At 63.4% G+C, this 19,631-nt stretch carries 18 protein-coding genes; 5 read left to right on the top strand and 13 right to left on the bottom strand.

Annotated features, from left to right (window positions below; all coding sequences use genetic code 11):
* Window positions 1-29: 29 nt before the first annotated feature.
* Window positions 30-890 carry an MBL fold metallo-hydrolase gene (locus tag VGL01_RS05930; RefSeq protein WP_331567921.1) on the top strand — a complete coding sequence of 287 codons (861 nt, stop codon included), beginning with the start codon at window positions 30-32 and terminating at the stop codon, window positions 888-890.
* A gap of 12 nt (window positions 891-902) precedes the next feature.
* Here VGL01_RS05930 and VGL01_RS05925 read toward each other — a convergent pair whose 3' ends face one another.
* A complete protein-coding gene (locus VGL01_RS05925; protein WP_331567920.1) occupies window positions 903-2,225 on the bottom strand; it encodes an MFS transporter in 1,323 nt (440 codons plus the stop codon).
* Window positions 2,226-2,331: 106 nt separating this feature from the next.
* The gene (locus VGL01_RS05920) at window positions 2,332-2,877 is read right to left on the bottom strand and encodes a gluconokinase (RefSeq protein ID WP_331567919.1); all 546 of its coding nucleotides are present in this window, start codon (window positions 2,875-2,877) and stop codon (window positions 2,332-2,334) included.
* 174 nt (window positions 2,878-3,051) lie between these two features.
* Between VGL01_RS05920 and VGL01_RS05915 the strand changes: the two genes are divergently transcribed.
* Window positions 3,052-4,080 (top strand): LacI family DNA-binding transcriptional regulator, encoded by a 1,029-nt coding sequence (locus VGL01_RS05915; RefSeq protein ID WP_331567918.1) that lies wholly within the window; start codon window positions 3,052-3,054, stop codon window positions 4,078-4,080.
* 60 nt (window positions 4,081-4,140) lie between these two features.
* Here the strand turns inward: VGL01_RS05915 and VGL01_RS05910 are convergent, their stop codons facing one another.
* On the bottom strand, window positions 4,141-5,370 hold the full coding sequence (locus VGL01_RS05910; protein WP_331567917.1) for a multidrug effflux MFS transporter: 1,230 nt from the start codon (window positions 5,368-5,370) through the stop codon (window positions 4,141-4,143).
* A gap of 184 nt (window positions 5,371-5,554) precedes the next feature.
* Between VGL01_RS05910 and VGL01_RS05905 the strand changes: the two genes are divergently transcribed.
* From VGL01_RS05905 to VGL01_RS05895, 3 genes are all read left to right on the top strand, one after another.
* On the top strand, window positions 5,555-6,487 hold the full coding sequence (locus VGL01_RS05905; protein WP_331567916.1) for a LysR substrate-binding domain-containing protein: 933 nt from the start codon (window positions 5,555-5,557) through the stop codon (window positions 6,485-6,487).
* A gap of 197 nt (window positions 6,488-6,684) precedes the next feature.
* Window positions 6,685-7,431 (top strand): glucose 1-dehydrogenase, encoded by a 747-nt coding sequence (locus VGL01_RS05900; RefSeq protein ID WP_331567915.1) that lies wholly within the window; start codon window positions 6,685-6,687, stop codon window positions 7,429-7,431.
* 142 nt (window positions 7,432-7,573) lie between these two features.
* Window positions 7,574-8,524: an HTH-type transcriptional regulator ArgP gene (locus tag VGL01_RS05895; RefSeq protein WP_331567914.1), complete on the top strand. Its 951-nt coding sequence runs from the start codon at window positions 7,574-7,576 to the stop codon at window positions 8,522-8,524.
* Here VGL01_RS05895 and VGL01_RS05890 read toward each other — a convergent pair.
* The 10 genes from VGL01_RS05890 to VGL01_RS05845 form a co-directional block, all read right to left on the bottom strand.
* Entirely contained in the window at window positions 8,521-9,768 is a 1,248-nt protein-coding gene (locus tag VGL01_RS05890; RefSeq protein ID WP_331567913.1) for a hypothetical protein, read from the bottom strand. The genes VGL01_RS05895 and VGL01_RS05890 overlap by 4 nt on opposite strands.
* The gene (locus VGL01_RS05885; protein ID WP_331567912.1) at window positions 9,758-10,786 is read right to left on the bottom strand and encodes a fatty acid desaturase family protein; all 1,029 of its coding nucleotides are present in this window, start codon (window positions 10,784-10,786) and stop codon (window positions 9,758-9,760) included. Before VGL01_RS05885 ends, VGL01_RS05890 begins: the two co-directional genes overlap by 11 nt.
* A gap of 139 nt (window positions 10,787-10,925) precedes the next feature.
* A complete protein-coding gene (locus tag VGL01_RS05880; protein WP_331567999.1) occupies window positions 10,926-11,354 on the bottom strand; it encodes an ACT domain-containing protein in 429 nt (142 codons plus the stop codon).
* A gap of 40 nt (window positions 11,355-11,394) precedes the next feature.
* Window positions 11,395-11,913, bottom strand: a complete 519-nt coding sequence (locus VGL01_RS05875) for an NAD(P)H-dependent oxidoreductase (protein WP_331567911.1) — start codon at window positions 11,911-11,913, stop codon at window positions 11,395-11,397.
* A gap of 61 nt (window positions 11,914-11,974) precedes the next feature.
* Window positions 11,975-13,276 carry a homoserine dehydrogenase gene (locus VGL01_RS05870; protein ID WP_331567910.1) on the bottom strand — a complete coding sequence of 434 codons (1,302 nt, stop codon included), beginning with the start codon at window positions 13,274-13,276 and terminating at the stop codon, window positions 11,975-11,977.
* Window positions 13,273-14,130, bottom strand: coding sequence for a transporter substrate-binding domain-containing protein (locus VGL01_RS05865; protein ID WP_331567909.1), 858 nt, complete (start codon window positions 14,128-14,130; stop codon window positions 13,273-13,275). The genes VGL01_RS05870 and VGL01_RS05865 overlap by 4 nt, the downstream gene beginning before the upstream one ends.
* A 4-nt stretch (window positions 14,131-14,134) precedes the next feature.
* The gene (locus VGL01_RS05860; RefSeq protein WP_331567908.1) at window positions 14,135-14,872 is read right to left on the bottom strand and encodes a thioesterase II family protein; all 738 of its coding nucleotides are present in this window, start codon (window positions 14,870-14,872) and stop codon (window positions 14,135-14,137) included.
* Window positions 14,873-14,876: 4 nt separating this feature from the next.
* Entirely contained in the window at window positions 14,877-15,458 is a 582-nt protein-coding gene (locus tag VGL01_RS05855) for a gamma carbonic anhydrase family protein (protein ID WP_331567907.1), read from the bottom strand.
* Complete coding sequence (locus tag VGL01_RS05850) at window positions 15,455-16,615, bottom strand: MupA/Atu3671 family FMN-dependent luciferase-like monooxygenase (RefSeq protein ID WP_331567906.1); 1,161 nt, start codon at window positions 16,613-16,615, stop codon at window positions 15,455-15,457. Before VGL01_RS05850 ends, VGL01_RS05855 begins: the two co-directional genes overlap by 4 nt.
* Entirely contained in the window at window positions 16,608-19,628 is a 3,021-nt protein-coding gene (locus tag VGL01_RS05845) for a beta-ketoacyl synthase N-terminal-like domain-containing protein (RefSeq protein WP_331567905.1), read from the bottom strand. Before VGL01_RS05845 ends, VGL01_RS05850 begins: the two co-directional genes overlap by 8 nt.
* Window positions 19,629-19,631 lie beyond the last annotated feature (3 nt).

The raw sequence follows: 19,631 nt of genomic DNA, 5'->3' as shown, positions 1-19,631 counted from the left end.
AACACATCTCGAACGAACTGGAGGTTGTCATGCGGCCCTTCGTCGAACCTTTTTTCGATTCGGCCACGTCCACATTCAGCTATGTCGTTCACTCGGGCGATGGGACCGATTGCGCGATCGTCGATTCGGTTCTCGACTACGATCCGAAATCGGGTCGCACGTCACGCGCATCGGCCGATCGCATCATCGGCTTCGTGCGCGAGCACGGCTTGCGCGTCCAGTGGCTGCTCGAAACCCATGCCCATGCCGACCATCTATCGGCGGCGCAGTACCTCAAAGCGGAGCTGGGCGGCAAAATCGCGATCGGGGAGGCCATTCAGGTCGTTCAACGCACGTTCAAGGGCATCTTCAACCTGGGGATGGACGTGCCGGCGGACGGTACGCAGTTCGACTACCTTTTCGGCGCGGACGAGACGTTCGCAATCGGCGCGCTGACGGCGCGTGCGATGCATGTGCCGGGGCATACGCCGGCCGATATCGCATACCAGATAGGCGACGCGGTTTTCGTCGGCGATACGCTTTTCATGCCGGATGTCGGTTCGGCCCGTTGCGATTTTCCAGGTGGCAACCCGCACACGCTTTATCGGTCCGTGCGCCGGCTCTTGTCGTTGCCGCCCGAGACGCGTCTGTTCATGTGCCATGACTACCCGCCCGATTCGCGCGAACCGTGCTGCCAAACCACGGTGGCCGAAGAGCGCAATGCCAACGTTCATCTGCACGACGGCATTACGGAGGAAGCATTCGTCGAGATGCGCACGCGCCGCGACAGCACGCTCGGTATGCCCACGTTGATTCTGCCGTCTGTCCAGGTCAACATCCGGGCGGGCGCCATGCCCGCGCCGGAATCGAACGGTGTTCGGTATCTGAAGATTCCGCTCGATGCGCTGTGAGCGCCGGGCGACTCAGGCCACCGATGCTCGATCGCGCGCGCCTTGCTGCTCCGGCTCGGGGATCGCTTCGATGCGGCCCATGACGAACACGAACGAGACGATGCCGATGGCGAGGATCACGCCCGCGATCATGAACGCATTGGTGAACGAGTTCGTCGACCCGACGATGTAGCCGGTGACGATGGGCGCGGCCACGCCCATCAGGTTATTGACGAAGTTCATGATGCCGCCGATGGTGCCCACACCGCCTTTCGGTGCGATCAGCGAGGGCAGCGACCAGCCGACAGGCGCGGCGGAGGCGAGGCCGCCGAGCGCGATCGAGATCCAGAAGATGGCCCAGCCGGGGTTCGTTGTCTGCGTTGCGCCCAGCACGGCGAGGCCAAACAGCATGCCGACCACGAGCACGCCCTTGCGTACGCGCGTTTCGTCGTGGCCGCGGCGAATCAGATGATCAATGAGCCAGCCGCCCACGACGAGGTCCGCCACGGTCGCGACCGCCCACGGAATCGCCGCATATTCGGCCGACGTCAGAATGTTCATGTGCATCGTATGCACGAGATAGCCGGGCAGCCAAGTCAGAAACAAGTAGAACGAATAGCCATAGGCGGCAAAGCCGATCGTGAGCCCCCAGACTTTCGACTTCTTCAGCAAGTAGCCGAGCATGCCGAACACGCTCGCGCTCGCCGTACCTTCCGGCGTCGCGCCGCCTTGGCGGATGTAGTCGAGCTCCGCCGCATTGACCTTGCGGTCCTGGCTAGGATCGCGATAGATCAGAAAGAAGGCGAGGAAGTACGCGAGGCTCAGCAACGCCGTGATGCCGAAGCCCCAGCGCCAGCCCATGCGAACGACGACGAAGGCGACGAGCGGCACGCCGATCACATTGGAGAACTTGGCGGCCGCATCGAAGATTGCCGTGGCGAGCCCGCGTTCGCTGCGCGGGAACCAGTAGCCGGTCGCTTTCGAACTGACGGGAAAGCCGGGTGCCTCGGCGACGCCCAGCATGGCGCGCGCGGCGAAAATGCCGCCGAAACCGCCTGCGAAAGCCGTCACGGCGGAGGCCAGTCCCCACAGAAACGCACCCCAGCGGCCGACGCGCGTGACGCCGAAGCGGTCCAGCAGGATGCCAGCCGGCACCTGCAACAACGCGTACGGCCAGAAGAATGCGCTGAAAAGCAGGCCCATCTCCGCCGGGGTGAGATTGAACGCCTCCTTCAACTGAGGGGCCGCGACCGACAAATTGATGCGGTCGAAATAGTTGATGAGTACGCCGATGCCGAGCAGCACGCCGATTACCCAGCGCCGCTTGGTCATTTGATTGCTTGCCGTTGTGGTCACTTCCTGTCTCCCGAAAACTCCGGGGCGGTCCCCGAATTCGATTGCTGTGGTGTCGGTCTGCGGTGTGCTCACGCACTCGCAGCCGAGTGGTTTCTACGAGATAGCGCTATCTTTCGCGTGACAAAAATATCGGCTGCGTGGCTTGATCGCCGCACCAGAGGGCGGCGCGCTCGACGATAGCCGCGAGAGGCGCTGTGGCGGCGAGCGTCAGCGTGGGATGTTCGTCGATCGGTTGCTCGAGATCGGCAAACTGGCTGTTCACGAGCGAGGTCGGCATGAAGTGGTCGGCTCGCGACGCAATGCGTGCGAGCGCCTGCTGTCTCGGGATGTCGAGGAACACGAAGCCCAGCGAGGGGACGGCCGTGCGCAGCCGTTCGCGATAGCGGCGCTTGAGCGCCGAGCAGGCGAGCACCGGTCGCCCGCCGAGCGCCGCGACCCGCAGCAGTTCCGCCGCCAGGCTGTCGAGCCAGCCCGCGCGATCCGCATCGGTGAGGGCGACGCCGCGCGACATTTTGTCGACGTTCGCGGCCGGGTGAAACGCGTCGCCTTCGATATAGTGGCCGCCGATACGCTCGGCGAGTGCCTTGGCGACACTCGTCTTGCCGCAGCCTGCCACGCCCATGACGACGATGGCTGAAATCGCCGGATTCATTGATCTGCACTCCCGCTGCTTGAGATAGCGCTGTCTTTCGCGCGCTAAAAAAATCGGCCTTTCACTGGGCCGTGGAGCTACGTCTGGAGGAATTCGCGCGGATCAGCATCAGCGTTTCGTCGCCTTGCTTTTAGCGTTGTCCAGACGATAAGACAGCGCTATCCTAGCCGAACGATGACAACTTCGACACCCAGGAAAACCCGGGCCACGGGCAGGCCGACCCTCGAGGAGGTGGCGCGTCGCGCCGGGGTCAGCACCATCACCGCGTCGCGTGCACTGCGTGGGCTGGCTTCGGTCGGGCCTGAATACGTGACGCGCGTGCAGGCGGCTGCGCGCGAACTCAACTACGTGGCCAATTCCGCGGCGCGGGCGCTCGCGTCCGCCCGTAGCCACGATGTGACCGTACTGATTCCGTCGCTATCGAACAATGTCTTCACCGATGCGCTCGAAGCGATCCATGCGGTATTGCGGCCGCGCGGCTTCGAGATGCTGATCGGCAACTCGCATTATTCGCGCGACGCGGAAGAGGACTTGTTGCGGCACTACCTCGCGTCGCCGCCGAGCGGGATGATCGTGACCGGGTTCGATCGCACGGAGACGGCCCGGCGGCTCATCGCCGATAGCGGCGTGCCGTGCGTCCACATGATGGAGCTTGCGTCGGCGAACGGAATTCATTGTGTCGGCTTCTCGCAAACGAAAGCCGGTGAGGCGGTGGCGGAGCATCTGATTGCCCGCGGTTGCAAACGCAATGCGTTCGTCGCCGCCCAACTCGATCTGCGGATGATGCAGCGTGGCGAAGGCTTTCGAAGCGTGCTGCAGCGGCGCGGGATCTACGACGCCGACCTTGAAGTCATGACGCCGGCGCCCTCGTCGGTCAGGCTCGGTGGGGAGCTGTTTTTGCAGTTGATGAAGCGGCGGCCGGACGTCGACGGAATTTTCTTCGGCAACGACGACCTCGCACAAGGTGCGCTATACGAGGCCTGCCGCCATGGCGTGCGCGTCCCGGAGCAGGTGGCGATAGTCGGCTTCAACGATCTTGCCGGCTCGGCGGACTCCGTGCCGCGACTGACGACGGTGCGCACCCCGCGCGCTGAAATGGGCCGCATCGCCGCGCAATTGCTGCTGGCCCTCATCGATAACGAGCGCGTTGCCCGGCCGGCTGTCGATCTCGGTTTCGAACTCATCGTGCGCGAGAGCGCTTGAGCGACGTGCGGCCACGTGCGGCGATAAGGCCTGGCGATCGTCCGCACGCCATTGACGTCGTCAGCTTCGGCAGGCGGCAGCCACGGCTGTAACGGTCCGGGGCCGTTCCGAACGCAGCAGCAGAAGCGGAAAAGCGATGCAGCCGAGCGTGGCTACCCCGGCAACGAAAAGAGCCAGGGCGAGCACGGTGGCAGGCAGTGCCGCGATTGCATAAATGGCCAGCGAGCCCGCCGTCAGATGCATGGCGCCCATCAGCCCCGATGCCGCGCCGGCATTCGAAGGAAAGCTCGTCACGCCGCCGGCGAAGGACAACGGAACCAGAAAGCCGTTGGCGAGCGTGATGACGGAAATGGCGAGAATCATCGGCAACGGCGTGCTCACGCCATCCACACCGAGACCGATGAGTGCGAGCGCGCCCAGCGCGAACAGCAGATAGCCGACGCCGAGGAGCCGGTTCAGCGCATAGCGCCTGGCGAAATGCCGCGAAACGAGGTTGCCTGCGATATAGGTGAGCGAAAGGCTGATGTAGCAATGGCTGATGGCCTTGGCGTCGAGTCCCATGGACTCGAGCAGGACGGGCGAAGCAGCCAGGTAGCCCAGGTAGCCGGCGTAGCCCACGCAAAGATTCACGGTATAGGACCAGAAGCGCGGTTGGGCGAGCAGCATCGGGTAGCTTTCGAACGTGCGCCATACCGAGCGTTGGCGGCTCGACTTCGGCACAGTCTCGGGGATGTACATCGCGAGCAGTGCAAGCGCCGCGAGGCCGAGCGCCGCCGTGAAGAAAAACGGCGCTCGCCACGAGATATACGTCGTCAGATAGCCGCCGACCAGCGGGGAGAGGGCCGGCGAAGCGCCCACGATCGGCATGATCGTGGTGAAGGTGTGCGCGGCGGTCTTCGCATCGAAGATGTCGCTGACGATGGCACGGCCGATGACCATGCCCGCGCCGGCTCCGAGCGCCTGTGCGATGCGCGCGACACCGAAGGTCGCGACATCGGGCGCCAATGCGCAGGCGATCGATGCAACCGTGTAGAGCAACATACCGCCCATGACGAGACGGCGGCGTCCGAATGCGTCCGAGAGCGGCCCATACACGGCCTGTGCGATGGCAAGGCCGATGACATAGATGCTGAACGTGTGCTGCAGTGCTGCGATGGGCGTGCCGAATTCATGGGCGGCGAGCGGCATGCCCGGTAGATTGATGTCGGAGGCGATGAGGCCGCTGGCGCTGAGCAGGACGAGTGTCGTGAGCAGTACGCCGGATGCGATGGCGGGTCTTGGGCGTTCCATGGAAGTCACTCTCGATGAAGGTACGTCATCAGGTGGCCGCTGCGCTTGCGCGGCCGGATTGGACCGATGAGCGCACCGAGCAACGACAGGTTATCGAGACGAAAGCTTAGAGCGGCGGATATAATGCCGTCCAAGACTTAATTCGTCACAGTTGATGCCATTACAGTCTTAAGTGAGGTTCGAGATGGAACTGCAGCAGCTACGCTATTTCGTGGCCGTCGCCGAGACCGAGCATGTCGCGCGGGCCGCGGAGCGGTTGCATATTTCGCAATCGCCGTTGAGCCGGCAGATCCGACAGCTCGAGGAGGACTTGGGTTTGCAGCTGTTCGAGCGGATCAAGCAACGCGTTCGATTGACGCCGGCGGGCCGCGCGTTTCTCGACGAGGCGCGCGATCTGCTCGCGCAGGCGAGCCGGCTGGAGGAACGCGCCCGGCAGGTGGGCAAGGGCGAAATGTGTTCCCTGTCGATCGGCTATTGCGAAGGCATCGTGCACAACGGGCGATTGCCCGCGGCGTTGCGGCGCTTTCGCGCGCAGTATCCGGGCGTCGGTCTCAAACTTGCCGCGATGCGCTCGGCCGAGCAGGCGGAGGCACTCGAGCGCGCCTCGATCGATATCGCGCTTGCCTATAACGTGCCCGCGCAGGCGGCCGCGTTCGGCACCCGGCTGCTTTCGCGCGAGCCTTTCGTGTTGGCTTTGGCAGACGATCATCCGTTGGCTGCGCGGCCAGAGTTGCTGCCGGCCGACCTGGACGGCATGCCGTGGATCGCGCTTCCCAAGGCGCTGAACCCCGCGGCGCGCGAGCGGTTCCTTGCGGCATGCGCAGCGAGCGGCTTCCAGCCCGACATCCAATTCGAGGTGGCCCATGTCTCCACGACGCTCGGGCTCGTCAGTGCGGGGCTTGGCGCGGCGATCATGCAGGCGAGCATGCGGCGGATGAACCCGCCGGGCGTCGTTTTCAAATCGATCGAATGGCTGCCGCTTGCGGTCGAGATTCACGCGATGTGGCGCGCCAAGGCCCAAACCGTTGGGGCTCGGCGGTTTCTGGAGGTCCTGCAGGAGTTGGATGGCATCGATGAGGATGTCAAAGCCGGCAGGGCGGCCTTCAGCGAGGCGTGAGCGAGCCGCCCGGCGCACGCCCGGTTTGGCGGTGGGCGATTGTTCGAGTTTGGCGAGCGGTTAATTCGCCGCCGCCCGCTTTATCGGATCAGGGGGCGGGCTTAACTTGACGGTGTTTTCTGTCCGTATCGCAGTGTCGAACCAGGGACTCGGCGTCGGACATCCTTCATCGATTACGAACCGTAAAGGAAAGCACCATGAGCAAGCTGTCGGGCAAAGTAGCGATCGTCACCGGCGCATCGAAAGGCATTGGCGCGGGTATTGCCAAGGCGCTCGCTTCCGAAGGCGCCGCCGTTGTCGTCAATTACGCAAGCAGCCGCGCCGGCGCAGAAGCTGTCGTCGATGCGATCGTATCGAAGGGCGGCAAAGCCGTCGCGGTGGGCGCGGATGTATCCAAGGCTGCCGAGGCACAGGCCATCGTCGATGCGGCGATCTCGCAATTCGGCCGCCTCGATATTCTCGTCAATAATTCCGGTATCTATGAATTCGCTCCGCTCGAGGCTATCACCGAAGAGCATTTCCATAAGCAATTCAACGTCAACGTGCTTGGACTTCTGCTGACGACACAAGCCGCGGCCAAGCATCTCGGCGAGGGCGGCAGTATCATCAATGTCAGTTCCGTCGTCACGCGCATCGTTCCGCCGGCCACTGCGGTCTACAGCGGAACGAAGGGGGCGGTCGATGCGATCACCGGTGTACTCGCGCGCGAACTGGGGCCGCGGAACATTCGCGTCAATTCGATCAATCCGGGTGTCGTCGCGACGGAAGGCACGCACAGTGCGGGTGTCATCGGCTCCGACATGGAAGCTCAGGCGATCAGCCAGACTCCGCTTGGACGCACGGGGCAGCCTGACGATATCGGCGCTGTCGCGGTGTTTCTCGCGTCCGACGATTCGCGCTGGATGACGGGCGAGCAGCTCGTGGCTGCTGGCGGTTTGCGGTAGAAGCGCTGCGCGCATTTGCCGCAGTAAAAGATTTTTTAATGCGCGCATCAAATTAATTTTGTGGGCTGAAATGCCGAATTAGGATGGAATATAGTGCACCGCTAAAAAAATTTAGCCGTAAAAATGCTTACGAGGGTGCACTATGCTTGATCGGTTTCAACTGGAGGCCTTTGCGACGGTAGCGGAATACGGCAGTTTCGAGCAGGCGGCCAATGCGCTTCACATTACCCGCGGCGCCGTATCGCAGCGTATCAAGGCGCTGGAGGAAGCGCTCTCCACCGTGCTGCTGGTGCGCGAGCGGCCCGCACTACCCACCGCCGCGGGCGAAGTCGTGCTGCGGCACGTGAAGGCATTGCGCCTGCTCGAGCATGATGTATACGTCAGCCTCAAACTCCGCACTTCAGGTCACGAACGCACGCCGATCGCGATTGCCGTTAATTCGGATTCCCTCGCAACGTGGTTCGACAGATGCTCTGAAGCGTTGCTTCAACAACTGCCCGTGGCGCTCGAAATCAACGTCGACGATCAGGATCACACGCGGCATATGCTGACGCGAGGGGATGTCACGGGTTGCATTTCCACTGAAAGCCGGCCTTCGCAAGGTTTCAACGCGATTTCACTGGGCTCGATGATGTACCGGTGCGCTGCCACGCCAGCGTTCGCGCAACGGTATTTTCCACGCGGGTTGACCTCACATGACGCTAAATCGGCGCCGGCAGTGCTCTTCAATCGCAAGGATTCGCTTCACGACACGTTCCTGAAATCGATGTTCGGTGTCGAGCTGAAACAGTTTCCTCGCCACTATTTCCCATCGCCTTCCGCGCTGTTGAATGCAATCCGGAGCGGCAATGGATATGGCCTCGTTCCGGCCCAGCAGGCGGAAGAACTGTTTGCCTCGGGCCAACTCGTCGATCTCGCGCCGCAGGAAGGACTTTGCATTCCGCTCTTTTGGCATCACTGGCAGCAAGAGCCGCCTCTGGCGCGGCAAGTAACGGAGTTCGTGGTGGAATTCGCGCGCGCAGAGCTCGGTCAGACGGGGCGGCAATGCGCGGCCGCCGGCGATGCGAAGGAAGTCGGCGCCGTGACGATCTAGGCGTTGCGCAGCTCGCGTCGCCGATCGACCTCTAGTGCGAGGACCGACGCGAGTATTCCCGCACTCAGGAATAACATTTCGACATGCCCGCTGACAATGCCTATCCACTTCGTGGCATAAAGCGCGCTCGAGACCGCGAAGCCCGCAAGCAGAGACCGCTGAGCGGCGAATCCCGACACTTCGATCTTCAGCAACTGGTATGCGAATAGCGGCGCAATGCTGGCGATGTATACGATGTTCAAGTCGACCATTGTTTCGACGATCGCTTGTCCCCGCGTCGCTATCACACCCCCTAGCAGCACGACGGCGATCGATACTCGAAGCCTGGCATGCGAACGTGGAGCGGCCGAAAGCGCGAGGACGGCGTCGGTCATGGCGCGAACGATCGCGGCACCGGAGCCAAGGGCCGCGGCGAGCAGCGTCATCAGCATCGCTGCGCCTGCGCCGTGTCCCAGGCGATCCGACATATGGGCGAGAAGCAGCGGAATCGCTTCTTTCGCGTTGTCCGCGTGCGCGATGAGACCTGCGTGCACGGCGGAAAGGACCGCAGCCGCGGGCAACGCACCTACGATCATTAGCACGACGGCGGCGAGCGCACACCCGAGCCGCGCACCGGCGCGATGAGATGCCGCGATGATGAATTGCTGGTAGTCGGCGCCCGTCAGGACGAGAAAGACGACCGCGATCGTCATGGTTGCGACCTGTGCGCTGCCGACTCGAGGTAAGTCGACGGCGAAGCGCGGGAGCGCATGCAGATATGTGTCGATTCCGCGCAGGTCGATGACGGCCACGAGCAGCACGATGCTGCTCGCCAGCAGGCACAACGAAAATACCTTCGATGCCAATCCGAGGCGCAGGTGCGCCGCGATGACGATTAGCGTCAGCACGATTGGCAAGGACAGTGGGCGGGAGACGCCCGCCAGCGCGAGCGTCGTTGCGGCACCCTGGATTTGCGCGGCGAGGACGCCCGTCATCCAGATCATCGAGAGCAAGGCGACATACCGCTTGACGGCGGGGCCATAGGATCGTCCGAAGACATCCCATAGCGGCATGCCCAACTGCCAGACGCGGCCGGCCAGCACCGCGAGAAGCAGCATGCCTAGTGCGGTGAGCCATGGATAGAGGCAGCCTGCCATGCCATACGACACCGCGAGCTCGCCCGAGCCGAACAGGAAGCCGATGCCATAGCTCGCCGAAACCAGCAATGCCGCAACTTGCAGCGGCCCCAGACGTTCATCGCGCATTGTCTGGCCCCGCATTGTTCAAGCGGCGCACAACGGCGCCGCGTCCCCACAAATACGCCGTGCATACGATGCTTCGCGAACGGTAGCTCGGCAACTGCGAAACGGCCTTCCACGCAGCGGGCAGCCGGTAATACGGCACTGAGGGCATCAGATGGTGCGTGAGATGATAACCGTTGTTGTGCGGGTGAACGAGCCAGCGCCAGCGGCGACGAACAACGATGTCCCGCGTAAACGAGTAGATACCCCCCGGATGCAGGCCATAGTGATCGCACATTTCGCGCAGCACCGTGATGGCGTGAAAGCCCGTCGCTTTGGCTAGATACCATGACACGACGAATACCTCGGCGTACCGCGCTCCGGCGATCGACGCGAGCGAGCCCCATACCGCTATCCACCATGCCAACAACATGAGGCGCCGCATTACGCTGACATGGTGATCGATCACGTGACCGAATAAGGAGGCGAGCCAGCTTCTCCAGGAAAAGAGCAGCCGGCAGTAGGTTCCCCACCAATCGGGAAAGCGCTCCATGCCGGGCCCAATGTAATCGGGATCGTACGCTGGCATGCCCAGCATCGCGTGGTGACGGGCATGCGTAGCGCGGTAGCGTTCCAGGTCGATCAACAACGCCGGCGCAAGGAAGACCCTGGCCACGAAGTCGTTGCATCGGGGCGCGCGATAGAGATTTCGATGCCCCCCTTCATGTAGCAGATTACCGAGCGCGCGTTGTCGGTTCGCAATCACCAGGAACGCGGGCAACGCTACGGCCGCGCCGAAGCGGAAAAGGGCTGACGTCGCGAGGAGAATCAGTGCCCAGTCGAATGCGATGTCGAACGCAGGCCGCGCCGGGTCGATATCGCCCCGAGCCATCGCGTTCAAGTCGCGTTCCGCGAACTCTTTGTGAACCAGCGTGACATCCGCCGATACGAAAGCCGGGCCTACCGTCTGAGAAGTCATCGCAACGCCGTTGAGCAGAAAGAATGCATCGAAGGCCGCGGCGCGATCGAGTCGTGCCGGCATGACCTGCAGCGCGGCATTCTATCTGGGCGTTCCTGGCGCAAACCCTGGTTTAGAAATTTTCGCGGGCCGACAGTCTGGCTGATCGCGGCCAGCCGTCGCGCCATGCCGACAACGCTCGGCAAGGGGGCGGCCCTACGCGTCAGTCGTCGGCCGCAAGGCTGGGGGGAAATGAAGGAGGGGTGTTCAGGGAACGCAGCACTTCCAGCGCTTTTACAGCCCGATCCACCGGAACGAAGAGATGATCGTGATAGTAGGCCGATACGGCATTGCAGGGTATTCCGGCGCGTGCCAGCGCTGTGCAAATCGCGGCGAGAAAGCCCACGGCGGCGAGATCCGAGTGGATCTCAAGCGTGATCAATCGCGATTCGAAGGACCAGGACAAACCGAGCGATTCGGCTAACGTCTTTTCGACGATCGCGGTGAGGCCTTCGGCCTCGCGGAACTGACAGATCGCCTCGACTCCATCGGGCAGGCGATGATCCTGGAAAGCGCAAAAGACATAATGCGGCGACGTCAGCATGGGGGCCATGTCGCGCAGCAGGACCGCGAGATTACGCTCTGGGCTCACCTGAACTTCCTCGCTTCGGATGACTGGCGGCGCAATACTATCACGCGTGTCCGGCCTGCCGCAGCAGACCGGCAGCGACACAATCCGCTTGCATGAGCAACTCGTTCGACCAGCGGCCGCTGCTCGCATCCCTGTCCTGAGGGCAGACGGCCAACTGCTCCACGATGGCCGGTACGTGTAGCGAGCGCAGCACATGGCGCATGGCGGCCAGGGTGGCCATGCCGCCGCGGGGGCTGCCCGAGGCCGCAACCAGTGCGGCCGGCTTACCTGCGACGAGAGCGCTATCGAGGTGATCGAGAAGATTCTTCAGCCCTGCACTGAAACTGCCGTGATATTCGGGGCTTCCGATTGCCAGCGCGCTGGCGGAGTCGACCGCTTGGCGCCATGCGCGCACACCGGCAGCCCCGCCGTTGCCGAGTCCATAAATCGGCAGATCGAACGTGCCGACGCACACGCGCTGTGTCAAGTGACCGGACTGCTGGAATCGCGCTTCGAGCAGACGCAACGCTTGACTCGTCTGCCCTTGCGGGCGCGGGCTGCCGCAAACGAGGAGAATCATGATCCAGGTCGAGCCCGTCGCAGTCTCGCAACAGCCCTTTGGGGGCTGCAGAATCCTTCGGTCAACATCCGCAGTCCTCCAAGACGGGAAGCACAACCACGGAGTGATCGCGGCCGGCGGCGTGCCGGAGTTGAGGCAGGGTATGGCGCAGCCGTTCCTCGGAGACGGGGTGGGTGATGACGACCAGATCCGTCAGCGAGCCTTGCGCAGCGTCTTGAAGCAGCGAATGCGCCGAGATGCCCGCCGTTGCCAGCACGCGGCTCACTTCGGCTAGCGTACCCGCGCGGTCGTCGAGGCGCAGCCGAATGTAAAACGCATCCATGGATTCCGGCCTACCCTCGGCTATCGCGTCCGTAGGCGCGGCATCGCGAAAGCCCATGTTGTAGGCCCCGGTGGCGGAGTTGGACTCGCTGCCATTGGCCAACTCCAGCAGATCGGCGAGCACGGCGCTCGACGTCTCTTTGCCGCCTGCGCCCGATCCATACAGGAAGGCCGACCCGAGCAGGTCGCCCTGTAACGCGATGCCATTCATCGAGCTACCCACCATGGCCAGCATCGAGCGGTTCGGCACCAGAGTAGGCTGCACGCCGATTACCAGGCCGCCGCCGACACGCTTTGCCTGTGCGATGAGCTTCACTTGATGCCCCAGTCGCTTCGCGAATTCGATGTCTTCGCGCTCGATGTCCGAGATTCCCTTGAAACGGACCTGCTCGAAGTCGATGGGTACGCCAAACGCCAGGGACGCAAGCAGCGTGATCTTGTGCGCCGCATCTTCTCCGTTGATGTCGAGCGTGGGATCGGCTTCCGCATAACCTCGGCGTTGCGCTTCGGCTAGTGCCGTGGAGAAATCGGCACCGTGTTCGCTCATTTGCGAGAGCACGTAATTGGACGTGCCGTTGAGGATGCCTACCACGGACGCAATTCGGTTTGCCGCCGCCGCCTCGCGAAGCGTCTTGATGATGGGTATCGAAACCGCTACAGCGCCTTCAAACAGTACCCGTCGCCCGGCGCGCGCGGCGCAGGCCATGATCTGAGCGCCGTCGCGGGCCAGCAGCGCCTTGTTGGCAGTGATGACATGTTTGCCCTGCTCGAGCGCGCGCAACACCAGCTCACGTCCGAGGGGCACGTTGCCGGTCAATTCGATCACCACGTCCAGTTGCGGGTCGTCGACGAGAGCGTGCGGATCGTTGCCGATCTGACAGCCCACCGGTGCGCGGCCGTGCGCCCGCGATGGCGTGCGGGTGGCGATACGGACGAGCTCGATGGGCACGCGCGCCTTGGCAAGAATGAGATCCTGGTTGGCCAGGAAGCTTTCAATGGTGGCGGCCGCAACATTGCCGAAGCCGAGAATGCCTACTTTCATGTACTTCCTCGAGGATGACGGTTGGGAGGTATCCGTTGCTGTCCGGCGGCCGATTCCGGACCCGCGCGGGTCAGGCGAGCCAGTTGATGCTCGAAGTCGAGGCCCAGGCTGAATCCGAGACCCGGCAGTGGACGATCGAACCAGCGAGCGTGGCGACTGACGAAGTCCGGCGCTTGCAGCACGGCGCCCAGTGCATGGTTCACTGCCTCATGGAACGCGCGATCGGCGTGCCGCATCATGAAGCCGTAGTGCTCGCTGCCGAGGCGCGCCTCGGTGAACGTGAGTCCGCCCTGAGGAGAGCGCAGAACGAGACCGGCCAGGATGACCTCGTCCGCCACGATACCGTCGATCTCGCCGTCTTCCAGAAACGCGGAGAATGCTTCGCCGATGCTCGGGTGGCCAACGAAGTGCGGCGTGCATCCGGCTACGCTTGCATCGAGCAATGCGCGATGGCTGGTCGAACCGGTGATACCCGTGATACGAATCGTGCGCTGGCTCGAGACCGAACGCTCGGCCTTCAGCGCGATGCGGTGCGCGGTATGGAAGATGGGACGGCTGAACGCGACGTGGCGTTGGCGCTCTTCGGTAATCGTGGTGGAGCCGCACTCGATGTCGATATCTCCGCTGATCAGGCGATCAGTCCGCGTAGCCGACGTGACCTCGACGGGCAGCATGCGCAACGTTGTGCCCAACCGGGCGGCAAGCGCGCCGGTCACCTCGGTGGCCAGTGCCACGGAATAACCGATCGGCCATTGCTGCGGAGTCGCATACGAAAACGGCGGGGTATGCCGCTGAAAGCCGATGCGGATCTCGCCGCGCAGGCGCAAGCGCTCCAGCGTTGGGAGGGAGCACATATCGTCATTCCTCGTCGAGAAGTCGGCGTAGCAAGGCGAGGGCGGCCGCTGGCCGCGCGCACAGTTCAAGGTGCCCGCCGGGGAGCCGGTGAAGCGTGAATTGTCCCGTGATCGCTGCCTGCCAGCGCAGCATGTCCTGCGCGCGCACCAGCTTGTCCGATTCCCAAACGAGGCCGTCCACCGTCAGAGGTAGCGGTCCCGGAAGCGGGTGCGCGAATTCGCGCCGCATCCATGCGATGTCGGCGTCCAATGTCGCACTCAGGATGGCCTGCATCTCCGGATCGTCCAATGTGGCTGGCAACGGCTCGCCGAGCTCCGCATACCAGGCGCAAAGGTCGCCCCGACGCCAGGTCGGGATCGCCGCCGGCAGGCCGGGCGCTTGAGCGGAAACGATCAACCGGCAACGTCGGCCGTGGCGCCGCCAGAGCGCGGCCGCCACCCACCACGCGACGGTGCCGCCCATGCTATGCCCGAAGAGAATAAGATCCCGATGTCCGGTGCGATCGAGGGCGGACGCGATTTCCTCCGAGAGAGCCGGCAAGGAATCGTCGAGCGGCTCCGCATAGCGGTCTTCCCGTCCCTTCAACTGCACGCGGGCGAAATCCGCGTGAAGTTCGGCTTCGACCGGCCAACCCGCGAAGGTCGATGCGCCGGCGCCGGCGTGATGGAAGCAGACAAGGAGGCGTGATCGTCCGCTATCGTGTGCATTCGCGCTCACACGCACGAGTGGGCGATCCCGCATGCCGTTATGCACTTGCGTCGGCCCATAGCGCCGGCGCGCCCAAGCCGGCAGCGATCTCGTCGGGCTGCAAGCGATGCAGCTCGCTGCGGTAAGCGTCGGCCAGTGCCTTATATTCTCTCGCGGTCTCGCGCAGCCCTTCGATCTCACTGGCACCGAGCGTCATCAGTACGCGAGCCGGATTCCCCGAAATCAGGCTGTTGTCCGCAAACCGGGGACCGGCGCCCAGTTGCGAACCCGCGGTGACGAGACTGCATGAACCGACCTGCGACCCGTTCAGCAAAATCGCACCGATGCCAATCACTGAGTGTGCTCCGACGTGGCAGCCGTGCAGCATCACGCCATGTCCGATCGTCACGTTTTCTTCGAGGGTGAGCGCATAGCCCGGGTCGGCATGGAGCATCGCATGCTCCTGGATATTGCTGTTCGCGCCGATGGCGATGCGGGCCTTGTCGCCACGGATAGTGACGCCCGGCCAGATGCTCGCACCTGGACCGATGTGGACATCGCCGATGATGATAGCGTCTTCGAACACATAGGCATCGGGATGGATTTGAGGCCGCAGCCCCTGAAATGCAAAGAGCTTCATTTCTTTCGATGTTCGAGCAGTCGGGACAGCAGGCGCAGGCTGTCGAGCACTTGGGTTTTGTCCAGGCCGAAGTCGACGAGGCACGCCACCTCGTCGACGCCAATACGGCGGAAGGCTTCGAGCCGTGTTTGCACTTCTTGCAGATCGCCGATCAATGAACTCGTGTCGACGTAACGCGAGAAGACCATCTCGATGAAGTCGTCGCGATCGTTGCCCAGGCTCCGAAGCGTGCGCACCTTCTCGCTGGCATCGGCCTGATCGGCGCTCTGATGCTGCGAAACGAACGACTTCAGGTACTCGGTCAACGCGGGGCGGACTCGCTCGATGGCGCGAGGCGCATCCGTATCGACGTAGGTGTGCAGCATCAACGAAACGATGCCCGCGTCCGGGTCCCATCCCGCGGCGCGACGGGCCGCACGATAGATGCCGATGCGGCGCTCCAGATCTTTGGGGCCGAAATTGATCAGCGCAGTCAGCACGTTGAAGCCGCTGCGGCCAGCGAACTCCCACGCTTGCTCTCGCTGCGATGTGGTGAGCCAAATCGGCAACTCCGGCTGGATCGGCCGTGGATAAGTGACTATCGCATGAGACTGGCCGAATGCATCGAGGCGCTCGATGGATTGACCTCGCCATGCCGTGCGTAGCAGCTCTCGATAGTCGTTCAGGATATCGAATTTGTTTTGGAAGTTTTCAGGCTTGAGCACGAAATCTCGCACGTGCCAACCGGGCGCGATTGCGATGTCGACGCGCCCGTTCGACAGCTGGTCGACGACAGCCCACTCCTCTGCCACGCGTAGCGGATCATGCAGCGGCAGGTTGATGCTGCCGGCGCGCAGGCGCACGCGATGTGTCACCGTAGCCAGTGCCGCCGCGAGCAGCGCGGGATTCGGATAGGCCCCGCCGACCTCGGTGAAATGCCGCTCCGGGGTCCAGATCGCATGGAAGCCCGCTTCGTCCGCGTAGCGGGCCACATCCAGTAGCAGCTCGTAAGGCTCGAGTCCGCGCGTGAGTCCGGAAAAGAAAATAATGCCGAGCTCGGGCAGGGCTGCGTGCGCGGGGGCCTCGATCTCGCCGCTGGCCGAAACGGCCCCCACGCGCTCGAGCCTGGCGGTCAGGCGAGCCACTTGATCGCGGGACAGCGAAGCGGATTCAGACACTGGCCGGCTCCTCGAGCAATTGGCGGGCTATCTCGCGCGAGATAGCGGCGATAGAGCTGTGCTCATAGAAGCGTCGCAAGGGAATTTCCACTTGGAACGTTTCCCGGAGCCGATTGACCAGTTGGATAGCCAACAAGGAGTTGCCGCCGAGCTCGAAGAAGCTCGGTGCCGTACTGAGTTCCGTGCCGCCGAGGAACGTCCGATAGATGTCGGCGACCGGTCCTTCCACGGGGTTGGACTCACCGGCGTCGACCATTTGATTGGCAGACGGCTCGCCGTTTGCATCGGCGCCAACGGTTGTGGCGGAACTCGCCTCGGAGGCCAGGGCGCAAGACCGGCTGACCGGCTCCGGTTCGATCGACGGGGCTGGGCGGCGTGGCTGGAAACCGATCACGGGGGGCACCCAATGGGTGTCGCGTGCAAACGGATAGACCGGCAGGGAGATCTTGCGCCGGCCATCGATATGGGCGTCGATGTCGACTTCCGGCGCGAGCGTCCAGCCTAGCGCGACCGCCTCCAGGAAATGCGTGTATTCATGATCCACGCTGGCCATCGCGGGCACGATCACGGCTTCTTGGGCCGCGCTTTCTCGCAGGTTGCCGCGAAGCAGATTGCCCATCGCATGGCCGTGGCCGATTTCGATGAAATGACGCACGCCGAGATCGGCGAGCGTACCGACCGACGCTGCGAACTGAACCGTGCGAACTAGATGGTCGGACCAATACGAGGGGTTGCGGTACTCGTATTCGGTCAGCAGTCGGCCGGTAACGTTGGAGACGATGGGCGTGCGCGCCGTGCCGAAGTCCACGTCGCGCAGATGATCGCGGAACATCCGCGCAGCGGGTGCCATCATGGGCGAGTGAAATGCATGCGACGTTTTGAGCCGCTGATAGGCGAGACCACATGCCTGCGCCGTCGCCTCGGCCTCCTCGACGGTCTCGATCGACCCCGACAGCACGTATTGTCGCGGCGAATTGTGCGCCGCCAGCGCGAGTAGACCAGCATCGAGCATCGACTGGAACGGTTCCGGGTGTTCGACGCTGAGCATCGCGCCAGCGTGGCAAGCTGCCATGAGGCGCGCGCGCGTCGCTACGATGGCGCCGGCTGTTTCCAGATCGAAGACGCCGCTGACCGAGGCGGCGACCACTTCGCCCAGACTGTGCCCCATGAGGTAGCCGGGCCGCACACCGCTATCGATCAAGGTTTGCGCGAGTGCGTACTCGACAGCAAAGATGAGCGGCTGGGCCACGTCGGTAGGCAGCAGGTCAGCGTCGGACGTGGCCTGCCACAGGCAGGCTCGCAGGCACGTTTCGCCGGCCGGATCGAGCGCATGCACGGCGTGCTCCAGATGCTCCCGATACGCGGGCCACTCCGCAGCCAGGCCCCTGCCCATGCCGAGCCGTTGCGTACCCTGTCCTCCGAACACGAACGCCAACGAAGGCGGCCTGGAATGGCGGCTACGCGGGAAGTCGTGCGAGCGCAATCGCGCGGCCGCCTCCGGCGCGTGTCGAGCGACCACGGCAGCTCGCACGGGCAGTTGCGTGCGAGCCAGCCGGAGCGTATACGCCGCGTCTGCCAGCGGTGTCTCGGGCGCTGCCTCGAACTGATCGGCAAGGAGCGAGGCCATACGCTCGAGTGCCTCGTCCGATCGGGCGGAGAACGTCAACAACTGCGCACGGGCGGCGGTAGTCGGCGCAATGCGTGGCACATTGGGCGCGCTGCGCAGCACGAGGTGGGAGTTGGTTCCGCCCATGCCGAAGGCGCTCACCGCCGCGTAGCGGGGCCGGCTCATGTCGAGTTCGATCTGACGGTCCGCAATAAAAAAGCGCGATCCGTCCAGTCCCAGTTGCGGATTCACGCGCTGCAGATTCAGAGTCGCGGGCACGATGCCGTTCTTGAGCACGAGGGCAGTCTTGATGAGACCGATAATTCCTGCCGCAATGTTGAAATGGCCAAAATGGCCTTTCAGCGAGCCGATCGCGCATGGTTTGCCCTCGGTCCCGTAAGCTTGGCGAACAGCCTCGAGTTCGATGGGGTCGCCTAGCAAAGTCCCAGTGCCGTGCGCCTCGATGAACTGCATGTCGCCCGGCGATACGCCCGCCACCGCCAGTGCTTCGGCTAGCACTTCGCTCTGGCCGCTCACGCTGGGCGCAGTGAATCCCACCTTTTTCGACCCGTCGTTATTGATAGCCGATCCGGCGATTACGGCCACGATGTCGTCGCCGTCTTCGACGGCGTCGCGCACGCGCTTCAACAAAATGAGGCCGAGGCCATTGGTAAAGACGGTGCCGCGAGCGTCGGCATCGAATGGACGGCAAACGCCATCGGGCGAAAGCACGCCGTCGGCCTGGTACTTGTAGCCGGCCTGCTGAGGCAGGCGGATGTGGACCGCGCCCGCGATCGCCAGGTCGCATTCGCCCAGCAAGAGGCTCTGCACAGCGCTGTGGACCGCCACCAGGCCGGTCGAGCAGGAGGTCTGGACGTTGACGCTCGGGCCTTGCAGATTCAGCTGGTATGAGATCCGATTTGCCAGAAAATCCTTGTCGTTGCCGTGGCGGACCAGCATTTCGCCCAGCGCGTCGACGAGTTCCGGCTGCTCCAGCACGCCGAACAGGTAAGAACTGAAGCTCGAGCCCGCAAATACGCCAATGCGCCGTCCGCCACGGGCGGGATCGATGTTGCCGCGGTTGAGCAGCGTCACCGCGGCTTCCAGCATCATCCGTTGCTGCACATCGACCACGTCGGCCTCGCGAGCGCTCATGTCGAAGTAGGCGGCATCGAACTTGTCGACGTTCTCCAAAATTGCGGCGCGCTTGACGTAGTCTGGGTGCGATCGCAACGCTGGCGGCACGCCGGCGTCGGCGAGTTGATCGTCGCTCAGATCCTGAATCGTGCAGTGATTTTCCAGCAGGAGTTCCCAGAGCTTGTCGACATTGTCGGCACCGGGAACACGGCATTCCATCGCTACGATGGCGATGGCGTTGTCGTCATATTCGCAGTCAGTGAGGGTCATGGT

Origin of the sequence: Trinickia sp., assembly GCF_036503415.1 — a bacterium.
Lineage (GTDB): Bacteria > Pseudomonadota > Gammaproteobacteria > Burkholderiales > Burkholderiaceae > Trinickia.
Note: the sequence above shows the minus strand (reverse complement) of the source record. Positions and strands in the feature narration are given on the sequence as shown.